Raw genomic sequence first — 13494 nt, 5'->3', positions numbered from 1 at the left:
TTACACGAATTTACTGGGAGCAACTTGATAATGCTTCTTGAATGCCTTCGAGAACGTGTAGGGGTCAGGGTACCCCAGCAGGGAGGCAATTTGCTGCATGGAATAACGCTGACTATACACCAAATCTCTAGCCCGATTCATTCGTAACTGGAACATATACTGCCCCGGCGTCACACCTAAAGCTTGCTTAAAATACCGGATAAAATACTTCTCCGACATGCCTGCTACCTCAGCCAGCTCCGGAATACGAATAGGATGATGAAGATTCTCTTGAATATAGCGAATGGTTGATTGTAATTCAAACAAATTGCCGGCAGAAGATTGCCTAGTGGAATCGGAGCCGAAGGCTCCTGTGTAGAGCTCGGCCCCGTAGCATTCCAAGATTCTGGCGATCAGAATCATTAAACAGCCCTTTAATCGCATGCCTGACATACCGACCGCTTGCTGGTTCTCTTCGAAGATTTTCCGCAATCCATCCGCTTCCATTTCAACAAGCCTGCCGGGCACTATCCCGCACAATGGAAACGACGCCAGAATCCGCTGCTGCTCCCCCAAACCGAAATCGAAATGAAGATAAATAAAGCGGCATGAATGACTGCCGTTCGTCGCTGTATACGCAATTCCTGGATAAAATAACACCAAATCACCGGCAGTCGCCTTATGCAGGGATGCCCCAACTTGAATCCCAACCTGTCCTTCTTGGATCAGCCAAAGATCATAATTATGATGGGACTTGCTCTCGACTAAGCCTGGAGCATGGAGAACTGTATTATAAGAAGTAATGCGAAGCGAGACGTGCTCGGACAAATCATTGAACAGATCGGTGCTGTTCATCCGCGATCTCCTCCTTACTTTTTGACGAAACGTATCTATAGCTATTTATATCCTGAATATTTATTGACTTTAATATCTTACTATTTGACATCAATAAGGAACTATCCTGCATTTTCTCTCAGGCTCATTCCCTTATAATTAAGGCATACCCTGACATGGAGGAGAATATCATGGCTAATTTGCAGATTCAGAAACCTAAAGTTGTCGTCATTGGCGCAGGAAGCTTGTTTTTTGGACGCCAGTCCATTTGGCAAATGGTGCATTCCGAGTACTTGAACAAAGGAACGTTGGCTTTGGTGGATACGGATGAGGAACGACTGAACAAAATGGTGACGCTCGCTAAAATGGTCGCTGCCGAGAACAACGTGGAACTGACGATTGAAGGCTCTACCGACCGCAAAGACGTGCTGCCGGGTGCAGACTTCGTCGTGCTTAGCTTCGCAGATGATACCGTCAAGTATCGCGGGATGGATTGTGCGGTATCGGAAAAATACGGCATCCGCATGTGTTCTGGCGATACGATCGGTCCGGGCGGCATTTTCCGCGCGATGCGTGAGCTGCCGGTCATTATGGACTGCGCTCGCGACATCGAGCGTTTATGCCCTGACGCTTGGGTTATTAATTACATTAACCCTTCGACCGTTCACGGCATGGCTTTGAGCCGCTATGCGCCCAAACTGAAGAGCTTTGCGTTGTGCGATGGCCATCATATGCCGGGGAAAAAGATTAATTATGCTTGGCGGGCGGGAATTATCGCGGATCCAAGTGAGTACACGGCAGACATCGACAGCCGATTCGATCTGCGGATCGCGGGCGTCAACCATTTTACCTGGATGCTTCAAGCTACTTATGACGGTGTTGATGTGATGCCTCGCATTGCGGCCTCCCTGAAAAAAGCGGCGGAAACAGAGACGGCCGGCGGAGATACCGGCGCTAAAGCGAAAGACAATGATGCCATTAGCTATCAATTGTATGATATTTATGGCTATGTACCGACATGTACCCCGCATACAAAAGAATACCTGCGTTTCTGGCAGGGACTCGGTCGAACGCCGGATGAGATTGCGCCCCTCTCCATTTGGGAAACCGAAGCGCGCTATATTCGTCACGAGGCCATGTGGGAGCAAGTGGACGATTTCATCGCAGGCAGACTGCCGATTGAGACGTATATGGACACTTTCGGCCCTGACCATGCTACCGACATTATCGAGAATATGGTTGGCGGGTTAGGCAAGCCTTTCTATATCAACACCTACAATCAAGGGGCCGTTCCGAATATGAATGATGGCGCTTTCTTAGAGCTCTTGTGTGAAGTCTCTATGGACGGTGTCAAGCCATTTCCTGTCGGCGATATGCCACGTGGACTTCGCGGGTTGCAAGAGCTCGTCTTGGATACGCATGAGCTAACGGCGCAAGCTGTGGTTGAAAGCAGTCGAGAATTGCTTAGACGGGCTATGCTGACAGATCCGTTGGTGAACTCTATCGCCGACGCGGATCTCATTATTGAAGAGCTGTTGGAGCTGGAGCGAGATGTCATTCCAAAAACTTGGTATGCACCGGTTAGTTCCCATTAAATAAAAGTGAAAAAGAGAGTGCTCACGGTATTCCGTAATGAGCACTCTCTTTCGTTATTTGCAGTAGACGCGCATCTCGTAAACTCTGGCACTGGCATCGCCATTCGTGGCGAGCACCTCAAGCTTCACTGCCGAGGCCGTGACGGTATCAAATGTAGCTGATCTTTTACGATGATAGTTGCCATGCTCTTCATACACACACTTCCACTCGTCATGGACATACACCCATAATCGCCAATCCTTCACGCACTCAGGCGCTTTCCAGAAAGCAGGCATATACGCGTAGCTCTGATTTAAACTGGTATCAAAGGTAACAACGACCTCGTTAAATGTCCGTTCTTCTTCCCACTTCAACGCCACATGTTGCGGAAGTTCGCTCGCCCGATCCGATATCCATAGTCCTGGCATCGCAATTGGTCTAGCTATTCCGCTCACTACTTGATCCCCCCCATACGGAGCAGGACAAGGGTGTACGTTCATTGCAAACGAAAAGCGTTTTCGTTTGATCTCATTCCAACGTTCATAAGGCGGGATGACGAGCTCACTTTCTTGAAACGACGGATAGTGCTTATTCTCAGGCTGAGGTCCGCCCTCACATTTGACATAGTACTGAGCTAATGTCCCGGTTGCTTGCTCAGTTGACTTGGCCCATGCGATATGTTCATGGCTCTCTAGAGCAATGCGGTGCGGTTTTCCTGCTGCAACACGGAGATTCAATTCTGCACAGATCCACCCCGTATGCAGCGGAGGAATAAGGAGCTCCGCAGTTCCAACAGGAACCCCCTCCCCTTTATCCCATATGCGCTCCAATTGGTAGACAGACACCTTCAACGAAACGGTCTCTTCTGATGTATTGCTTACATAAAATTCGACAGTGTCGATGCGGTCGGAGGTTATCGGAAGAACCTGAGCCCACGTTGAGTCAAGCGGAACCATCGCATTCTCATCAGGCTCGTTCAGATACATTGTCTGCTCGCTCGAAGCTGTCGCTGTCGCCTCTCTAGCCAAATCGTATTTGTCCTCGTTCTTCAGGCCAATAATTGGCACATCATCACGCAGTAGTTGTTGTTGAATAGCCTGAATATGTCCCTGCGATACGTCAGCAGCTTCTCTTGGTGAGATTTGATGGCGGATTGCGTATCCTGCTGCTGTGCCCACTGCCTGACCGATATTCGCCAAAATCACTTGATTGCGAACAGAACCCAACGCCACTCGACTCACACTAATGTTACGTCCTGCCATCCATAGGTTGGCGATGGAACGGCTGTATAACGAGCGCAGCGGAATGGAATAAGGCGCGACCAACGTATAATCCTTGTAGTTGGCATCGGCATTGGAAAGCTCTGGCGGTTCCGTTCGATTTAGGAGACCTCCATTAATATGGATATCCACAAACATGCCAGAGGTGCTTACCCGATCTGGCCAACATGGATCCTCGTAAATATGACGCTCGGATACGATCACATCGCCTTCCAAACGTCTGCTCTCTCTTTTTCCAGGATACATACCAATCCAATCAATTGAATAGGTGGACAGGGTTTCCTGATACTTGCTTCGATTCTTAAGGAAATCCCAGTATCCGAGCACATATCGCAGCAATTCATGCTTCATTGCGCCAAAATCATCGACCTGATGAAATGGATTGGCAAGCTCCATCCACCAGAAGCCAGCTAAGCGATCATGTTTAATGTGGTTAATATCTCGATATATGCCTACATCTTCAGCGGTTTCGTAGCGGTGTGCCCAGGCAGGCGCTGTAAACGGTACTTCCCTGCCGGCATTACGGGCATAGAAAGTGATACTGCTTCCCATGGTATGATTATCTGCTTCCACTGGCGCCAGCAGCTCTCCGAATTCGCTTCTCGCCTCTCTGCCGTAACGATAAGGAGCGCCTGCCAAAAAGCCAAGCTCAGCATCCCCCGTGCAATCGGCGAACTGACGAGCTGTAAATTTAAAGGCTTTCCCGCTTCCAAGCTGTGTCGCGTAAATCGCTTTCAGCTCGGAACTAACGCCTTCCGCTTCTGGATCTACTTCTACGCCGTTTACTTGTGTATCCAAATAAGCCGTCAAATTCGGTTCCTTTAAGATGGCTTGGTACAAATTCAAGTCATACAGCGTGTTAATCGCGCCATCGCCGAACTTCTCATGATTGGTTGCCCGATCCTCAAGCAGAATCTCACCTATAATCCCGCTCTCCATCGTCCATGAATTGAAATCGACACTCCCAACAGGAACGATTCGAATTTCACTAGAGGAATTGCCTCCGAAAGCAGGTCGATTCTGTATGATGGCTGTACGAAGTCCTCCTCTTGCTGCGGAGATCGCACAGCACACCCCAGCCAAACCGCCACCCGCAACGATGAAGTCGTATTCGTGATGCTCTAACATTCCTCTTTTTATTCGTTCATCCATGTTCTCCCTGCCTCCACCTACACATTTCATTCGTTACTGCTTGTCAAAACTAATATCCGTAAACTTCAATTTCATTGATTCTAGCGTCCTCATACGTTAAATAATCACAACCGTCGGTGATGTCCACTTTAAGTTTTGTCGTCGTTATTGGCGTAAAACTAAAGTCATTATATTGAGCGTTATAGACATCTATCGCATTATCAACGACGGTAGCAAGTACCTGCCAGGCACTGCCATTCCAGTATTGAATGGTGAAGTCGCGAATTTGCGTACCCCCAACTGTTACGGAACCACTCCAAAGCTTCACATTGTTAATGGTTTTGGCAGTCGGCCAATCCATCTGGAAGACGTGGGTTCCTGCCGTATTCGCTGAAATCCAGCGGCTATTGTTATCGTTTTTGATACCGTCTACCGCTTTCGTTTTGGCATAGCTGACATTGGACGAATCTACGGTTAACGTTGCAGTCGGAGCTATATTGGTAGATGTCGGAGGTAGAACTGTTGTGAGCCCCGACTCGATCTCAATTCGGCTTATTTTCTTATAAGGTTGACCGGTACCTTGCTCCGCAATTTTTAAATATTTCGTACCTGTAGGCAGAGCGGATGAGGTGTATACGACCTTAGGTTTGTTATAGCTGCCTGAATACGAGGTGGTGGCTGGCGTAAAGCTCGTGTAGGTTGCCCCATCTGGCGAAGTCAGCACGCTCAAATCGGTCGTGTTATACGAATACGTTTCAATTCTGAAAGAGCTTATTGCCTCCTGTGTCGTGTATACGATCTCTCCAGGATTGGCGTCATTTCGGTAGAGGACAGCTAAATCATTTCCGACTTCTTTGTTGGAGTAGCTTTTGCCAATTACCATGTTGGAAGTAAGCGCACTCATTTTCGATGTATCAAATAAGTTATCTACCAGCCATCTTGAACTTGCCACGACTGGCCCAACAACATTGGAATAACCCGAAGTGCCAGAGGTATTCTTTGCCTTAACTCTGTAATAATAAGATACATCCGGAGATGTCGTCGTATCAGAGAGAAGTGATCGATTCACAATCACATTATCCATGAAATCCGCAGCAATGACTGTCCAAGGTCCACTGCTGCTTGTAGCCCGCTCCACATCGTAGGCACTTGCATTCGTCGATCCTTTCCATGAAATGTGACCTGTATCCGGGATTGGCAGAAGCACTGGCGCCAATGGAACGGCAATGGCTGGTCGTGTTAATCCTTGAATTTCATAAGCATGATCTGCCAAAGCCGTCAGGATATCCTTCTCTGTTGCGATTTCTGATATGCCACTTGTATTGGTAAAGCCTGGCCAGTGAAGATCTTCATAGGACGCGTGATGATAGAATCCGCCCTCTCGCGCATGAAACCGCAGAGCCCACCAACTTGCACTGCTAGTCCCCCCGCTGATCATTTCATCTAAGAAGCTTAACAGCGTGCTCGTGGGCATGGTCATCGCAATTTCTCCCACATTCAGCACCTTTTGATCTTTTGTATAGTTCCGCATAGCTGTTAATGATTGTACTGCATTCATACCTGATAAATTGATATAAGTATGGTAGGATAGCACATCAATATTCGCATTATTCATAACGGTATACCGATTATAAAACGTAGCAGGCGAATTTCTACCGTCAATGAATAGATGGTTCGCATCGATGCCCTTTACATAATTCGCTAAATCGGACACCCATGTATCTAATACGCCATCATTGCTGGCACTCAATTCATTGCCGGACTCCCAAGCAAAGATCGCTTTGTCATTTTTGTATTGCTCTCCTGTGTAGCTGTTCGTTCTATTCAAAATTTGCGAAATCATATTTTTAAACTTTACATTCGTAGCATTTCCTGGTGTAAAGAAGTTCGATCCATAATCACTATACCCCCCAACATAAGCCCAGTTATCCGTAAATCCGATCGACACACGCACTCCCTCTTGATTGCAATATTGCAGTAATCGGTCAAACGCCTTCATCGCATCTTCATTTAAAGTGACAGCTGCGCTAGGACTCGCACTATTCGTAGTAATCATGCGAACTGCATTGTATGTCGGACTAGAACTCATCGCAAAAACGCGAAATACCCTGCCGCCCATTGCCTTTACCGTTCTCACTGCATCCAATAGCTCATCATCCGATGGGATTCGAAAACGTTCTGAATCATTTCCCATTGGCGAATAAATGTTAATTAATAGCGCATCCGGAATATTGACTGAGATATAACGGAAATCGGGTTCAGCAGCATCCTGAATGTTATTGCCATTCGAATCCTCATACAGTTTATCGATGTTTCTTTTTACGTAACCATTGACGGCTGCATCGGCTGTAGATTCTGGGAGCAGAGACATTGGGTTAACAGCAGCGATCAATGCGAATACAACGAATAAGGCAACCATTCTTTGACCCAGCGATTTCCACATTTGCATGATGGCATAACCTCACTTTCTACATTATGAATGGGATAAAAACAAGGAGACAAAGCGTGCCTTATCTCCTTGTACATGTGTCTGCCTTATTTGATCAATCCCTGACTTTTAAATGCTTTACTTGCTTCATCCACATATTTTTGCAATTGGTACGTTGTGTTTAGTGTTTTAAGGAACGAATCAAATTCAGCTAAAGGACGTTTGCCAAACATGAATTTAATCATTTCCTCATTCTCATAGCGATCCTTATCGGACTTATTCACACCTTCAGGGATGGCCGAGAAGTTATTGAACACTTTGATATAAGGCTGTTTTACGGCCTGATCAATATACTCTTTTTGCTTAGGGAACTTGGTGTACAGATACGGAAGTTCGTCCCTGCCTGTAAGTTGCAATTGGTACGTCGTACCCAGCTTTGACATCTCAGGAAGCGGCGTAATGGTCGTACCTGATTTGGTATAGTGAACGCCTTCGTTACCAAACATCACTAAGTTTTGTCCCTCACCAGCGCCAGTTATATAATCCAAATAGGCTAATGCGCGATCCAATTTCTCCGGCGTTTTTTCCAACGATTTTGGCAAAGCAACTCGCCAATCGGCAGCACTGTCGTCAAACGCGCCCATAAACTTGCCGCCAGGGCCTACAGGAGGTTCAATGGCAATGAATTTGGCATTGGGATTCGTTTCTGTAATCAATTTGATGTGCTCATCCTTGAACATATCAGACCAGTTCGCATAGATCATACCCACTTGGCCCTTTTGTGCTTTCGTTGGTGCGGCAGTTCCTTTATTCGTTAGCAAATCTGGATCAATGGCACCTTTTGCAAATAGATCTGAGATGTACGTCAGGGCTTGCTTCATTTCTGGTTGTGTGGTGGAGTACATCGCCTTGTTATCTTTCACGATTAGATTTCCAATCGATAACGATGCATTGAAGTAGCCATAGCTAGTTCCAAATGCACCAAAGATTGGCGCGAACGCATCTAACCCATATCCTGTTAGACCGTAGGTATCCTGCTTCCCATTTCCGTCTGGATCTTTGTCATGGAAGGCGTTAATCGTCGCTGCTAGTTCTTCAATCGTTTTCGGTACAGGCATCTTTAATTTATCCAGCCAATCTTGGCGAATCATGAGAGCCCGATAAGGAACCGTGGCACGTTTGGGAAGTGTCATCTGCTTGCCATCGACTTTCCCTTTTGCTAAATCAATTTCTGTGTAGGCCTTTTTGACATTTGGCATTTTATCTAAATATTTCGTCAGGTCTAGAATAGCGCCTTGCTTCGTAAACTGCAGCATTTGATCATTAGAGACGGTGAAAACATCCGGTGCATTATTCGATGCAACTCTTACGTTGATCTGATTGACATATTCGTTATTGCTGCCTGGGGCAATGGCATTATAGTCAAAGTTAATGTTCAACTTTTTGCCGATTTCCCCTTGAAGCGCTTTGTCATCCTCACTTAATCCAGGTCCAGATACGAGTACGCTCAGTTTAACAGGTGCAGTTGATTTCTCTGGCGCTTTCTCAGGTGCACTTGACGTGATAGGACTGCTCGGAGCGCCTTCCGTTTTGGTACCTTCACTTTTGGAAGCGCATCCGCTCAGCACCAGGCTTAGAGATAGACATGCCGCAGCACCTAATTTCAACGTTTTCTTCATACGAACATCCCCTTATATTTTATTCGTGTAGCTATATGTTAACTGCTAACCCTTCACTGCGCCAACTAGCATTCCTTTGGTGAAATACTTTTGGATGAAAGGGTACACAGTCACAATTGGAAGTGCGGTCAAGATGACACCTGCCATTTGAAGTGTCGTTGGTGGAACGGTCTGTTCCAAATTGATCTCGGATGACATGGAAGCATTCAATATATTGCGCAACACCACTTGCAGTGGATATAAGGAAGAATCCGTTATATACATAATCGCATTGAAAAATTCGTTCCAATGCATCACACCATAGAAGGTGCTGATCGTTGCAATAACAGGAAGCGACATCGGTAAAATAACGCTGAGCAGAACTCTGCTCTCTGAAGCACCGTCTATGCGAGCAGCTTCAATTAAGGATTCTGGAATATTTTCAAAAAACGTCTTCGTAATCAATAGCGAAAATGTACCCACGGCTGTTGGGATAACCATGGCCCAAATCGAATTCAGCAGCCCTGTTGCCTTCACGATCAAATAGGTAGGGATAATTCCCCCACTAAACATCATCGTAAACATGATGAGAAATAATAGCAGTGAACGTCCTGGCAGCGTCTTCTTGCTAAGTGGATACGCCATTAATACAGTGAGTGCAACATTGATGAGCGTTCCAATTACCGTAACAAAGAACGAAATGCCGTAGGCCCGTGGGATGGTTGATGTTTTCAAAAATAAAGCATAAGCCTCGAATGTCACTTTTTTCGGTATGATCGCAAATCCGCCGTTCTTCAATACTTCGCTGAAGGGAGTCAGGGATACCGCTAGCACGTATAGCAACGGGAATAACACGCACACGGATAATAGCAGCAGAATCGCATAAATCACACTGCTAAATAGCCGTTCTTTCCAATTCATTACCATATACTGCCCCCCGATCGCTTCGCTAAGCTATTGGCTCCAACAACTAAGATTAAAGCAATAAGCGATTTAAAGAGGCCTACAGCTGCACCAAGACTGAAATTGAACTGTTCAAGACCTGTTCGAAACACCCAGGTGTCGATAATATCGATTTTTTCATAAACTTGGATGTTGTACATCACATAGATCTGTTCAAAGCCTGCGTCTAATATCGTCCCTAACCGTAAAATAAACATCAGGATGATCACATTTCGGATTCCCGGCAATGTAATGTGCCATATCATCCGAATTCTTCCTGCACCGTCTACTCTCCCCGCCTCATATAGCGTCGGATCGATACCCGCTATGGCAGCCAAATACACAATTGCGCCCCAGCCTAAGTTTTGCCAGAGATCTGTTCCTACAATTAAAGAACGTATATATTCGTTCGATGTCAGGAAAGGAACTGCTTTCATGCCGACATCTTTGAGCATCATATTGAATAGACCATCTGCCTCCGAGAATAGAGAGAGACAAATCCCATAAATAATGACCCAAGAAATAAAATGAGGCATATACAAAATGGATTGAACCACATTGCGAACGTACTTCCCACGAATTTCAGATAATAAAATAGCGAGCAGAATAGCCGGAGGCATAAGCCATACGAGCTTATACACACTGATTAACAACGTATTGGTCATGATTTGCCCAAAGTAAGGAGAATCATAAAAGTATTTAAAATGCTTATACCAGGGATTCGCCCACGGACTGTTTACGATCCCCTCCGTAATGTTAAAATCTTTAAACGCAATAACTGCTCCGTACATAGGTAAATATTTGTAAATGATAAAATAAATAATGCCTGGCAGTAACATAAAGTAGTGAACCCTATGAAGGTGCATCAACTTTAGTAATCGGATTAACGCATTTTCACGCTCACGCACCCTTTCACGATGTACAACGATCTTTTCCATAAAGTCACCTTTCTTCTCGATCTTGCATGCATGCTTGGAATCGATGGATTGCCCTGATCATAATGGATGCCTTGCAGGGTTGCATAGTTCTGAATCTACAGGTGGTTCTGAAATGAACGATTCCTAGGTTCTGCTTCTCATACCTAGTTTGAATACTCACAATTCGGGTTTACCGTCTTGCAATTTAGGCATGGCGCCTCCACAATACAAATAGGTAGAAACTATACGAACCTAAACTCACATCTTGGGGGAGCGTCAGATGCTAAAGCTGAATCGCATGCAAGGTTTATATGTGCGAATTTTTTTATTAGTGGCCTTTTTGTTTTTAACGATGGCTAGTCTGTATTCTTACTACTTAACGAGTCAAATTTCAAAATACGCCATTAATGAAGTCAATGACGTTGCTTCTATTAAGATTACGCATGTGAAAAATAGTATGGAATTAATCCTTCAACGGTTGAAAATTAATAGCACGAACTTGTATCAAAACCGTAATGTGGGTTATTGGCTAGCAGCCCAAGATAGAGATACCTACCTGGATCACTTAGTGGATTTATCACTTATCGACTTCAAAGCCTCCGAGCGACTTGTAAAAGAGGTCTATCTCTTCAATCCCGCTACACGGGAGATTCTTGCCGCAAATGGCGGCTCTAGTCCTTTTAATGGATTTAGCGATCAACATTTCCTGCAAAAAATTATCCAAAAGCCAGAAGGACCTCTTCAGTTCTCGAAGCAAGTGTTAAATGGCCATCCTGAGATTATGCTCTTTTTCCCAAGTGAAGACATCAATGTCACCCAACAAGGACGACTAGCCGTTGTATTAGATCAGAAGCTCCTTACTGAAGAACTTTTGCTAGATAACAATGAGTTCCAAAGCAAGCTGTTAGTCCTTGATTCAGATAACTCCCTGTTAATGGGCGACATCAACCATACCTTTGAGTCAGCGTTTCATCAATTTTTAAGCGGTACTAACAAAGGCAACCATCATCTACAGGAAGATAATGCTGTCGTTGAAGGCTTTGATTGGAAATATGATGGGCAAGAGTGGGGCGTTCAATCGATCTCCTTAGCAGGAGATCACTGGAAGTTGTATCTGGTATCCCCTTTAGGCATATGGAAAGACAAGCTATTTAACTTGAATTTGAAGATTCTAGGTTCATTTTTTATCATGATTGCTTTCTTATTGGTGTTACTGTATTTTCTGTCCAAGCAGACATTTAAACCCTTTGTTGAGGTGCTCCAAAAAATTCGCGGCTATTATGGCGGAAATAAATCAATGGAAGACGATATGTCGTGGTATTCACTAAGTAAAGGCTATAAGCTGATCCATTCGGGGTTTGATACGCTTGTGGATCGTGTCGAGGAGCAAGACCGTTCAATAAAAAGCAGCGGTCATATTGTCAAAGAGGAACTGCTTCGTCAGTGGATTTTAAGTAATAAGATCACCTCCTCGTTGAAGGAAGAGCTAGGGCAGATGATCCAAATTAATCTCGATGAGCCGATTCGGTTTGCTGTTTTTCGTATTGAAAATTACAGTAAATTTAACGCCAACTACAGCTTCCAATCACGTAAACTGATGAAATTTGCTATGCAGAATATTATCAGCGAGGTTGTGATGAACTACGGGTTAACCTCGGAGTCCGCGGACTTAGGCTCTGACCATATCGTGATGCTCTTTTCTTCACAGGAGTGCGAACAACAATCGGAGACAACCATCGTTACAATTTTGGAAGAAGCCAAGCTTCAATTAAATCGCTGGATTGATATTCCCGCAGTGGTTGGACTCAGTGAATCCACAACCTCCCCTGCCGCAGATATTTACAAGGTATATCAATCCGCCTACGAATTATCTAAGCTCAGTTTTATTACTGGCGATAACCTTATTTTCAGGCAAAGTGACCTCCGTACCGTCGTCAAAGAAGGCCAAGTCAGCGGGCTGGATATTGACCAACTCATTACTTTCATTCAGTCTATACGTGTGCGTGACAAAGATGCTGTTCTTAAACAGCTGCATACGTTGTTTGAAGAATTAAAAGTATTGCCTGCCAATGAATCCAAACTGCAGCTTACTCAGCTCCTGTTCACTTTGCAGAAATCTTTCAAACAAATTCAAGGTCCCCTTGCCATGGAGGATATCGAGCAAAAATTAAATGAATTCACAAATCTCCGCGAAATTCAGGTCTGGCTTGAACAATTGCTGCTTAACCTCATGGAAGACATGTCGAATCGTCATGCACAAAAAGAAGAGGTGTTCACCGATATCCTCACCTATATTGCCAATCATCTGCATGATCCCATGCTGACGATCGACGATATCGCTCATCATGTCTCTCTATCTGTGAACTATGTACGGTTAATTTTTAAAGAACACTATCAATTTTCAGTTTCGGATTACATTTTAGAATGCAGAATTGAGAAAGTGAAAGAACTGCTTTTGGAAACCAATTGGTCGATCGTTGAGATCGCTGCTCAGTCCGGCTTCCAATCCAAGAGCCACTTTTTTACCGCTTTTAAGAAGGCAACTGGCATGACACCCACTCAGTATCGTGAAAAGCGAGCCTAAAGCTAGCCGCGAATCCTGAGATGTCCCGTCTCGCATCTGACTATTGGACCTTTTTAGTTTGAAAACCTCGATTTAGTTCAGAGAAATCGGACTAATCCTGTTTTCAGTTGACGATGCGGGCGCGGATGACAAAAACACGCTTCTAGACGCAGAGCCCTGCATCTAG

At 45.1% G+C, this 13494-nt stretch carries 8 protein-coding genes; 2 read left to right on the top strand and 6 right to left on the bottom strand.

From position 1 onward, the window contains the following. Complete coding sequence (locus tag J2736_RS31950) at positions 1 to 834, bottom strand: AraC family transcriptional regulator (RefSeq protein WP_310502592.1); 834 nt, start codon at positions 832 to 834, stop codon at positions 1 to 3. A gap of 170 nt (positions 835 to 1004) precedes the next feature. On the opposite strand from J2736_RS31950, the gene J2736_RS31945 reads away from it, so the two are divergent. Beyond that, the gene (locus tag J2736_RS31945; RefSeq protein WP_310502591.1) at positions 1005 to 2408 is read left to right on the top strand and encodes a family 4 glycosyl hydrolase; all 1404 of its coding nucleotides are present in this window, start codon (positions 1005 to 1007) and stop codon (positions 2406 to 2408) included. A 54-nt stretch (positions 2409 to 2462) separates the two neighbouring features. Here the strand turns inward: J2736_RS31945 and J2736_RS31940 are convergent, their stop codons facing one another. The 5 genes from J2736_RS31940 to J2736_RS31920 form a co-directional block, all read right to left on the bottom strand. Next, positions 2463 to 4820, bottom strand: a complete 2358-nt coding sequence (locus J2736_RS31940) for an FAD-dependent oxidoreductase (RefSeq protein WP_310502590.1) — start codon at positions 4818 to 4820, stop codon at positions 2463 to 2465. A 49-nt stretch (positions 4821 to 4869) separates the two neighbouring features. Then, a complete protein-coding gene (locus J2736_RS31935; protein ID WP_310502589.1) occupies positions 4870 to 7248 on the bottom strand; it encodes a galactose-binding domain-containing protein in 2379 nt (792 codons plus the stop codon). Positions 7249 to 7334: 86 nt separating this feature from the next. After that, positions 7335 to 8906 carry an extracellular solute-binding protein gene (locus tag J2736_RS31930; RefSeq protein ID WP_310502588.1) on the bottom strand — a complete coding sequence of 524 codons (1572 nt, stop codon included), beginning with the start codon at positions 8904 to 8906 and terminating at the stop codon, positions 7335 to 7337. A 45-nt stretch (positions 8907 to 8951) separates the two neighbouring features. Further along, positions 8952 to 9812, bottom strand: coding sequence for a carbohydrate ABC transporter permease (locus tag J2736_RS31925; RefSeq protein ID WP_310502587.1), 861 nt, complete (start codon positions 9810 to 9812; stop codon positions 8952 to 8954). Continuing rightward, positions 9806 to 10765 (bottom strand): ABC transporter permease, encoded by a 960-nt coding sequence (locus tag J2736_RS31920; RefSeq protein WP_397342091.1) that lies wholly within the window; start codon positions 10763 to 10765, stop codon positions 9806 to 9808. Before J2736_RS31920 ends, J2736_RS31925 begins: the two co-directional genes overlap by 7 nt. 259 nt (positions 10766 to 11024) lie before the next feature. Here J2736_RS31920 and J2736_RS31915 point away from each other — a divergent pair, with 259 nt between their 5' ends. Beyond that, positions 11025 to 13328, top strand: a complete 2304-nt coding sequence (locus J2736_RS31915) for a helix-turn-helix domain-containing protein (protein ID WP_310502586.1) — start codon at positions 11025 to 11027, stop codon at positions 13326 to 13328. Positions 13329 to 13494: the final 166 nt, after the last annotated feature.

This window comes from Paenibacillus qinlingensis (genome assembly GCF_031455095.1).
GTDB lineage: Bacteria > Bacillota > Bacilli > Paenibacillales > NBRC-103111 > Paenibacillus_E > Paenibacillus_E qinlingensis_A.
This window is presented reverse-complemented; position numbering and strand designations above follow the sequence as displayed.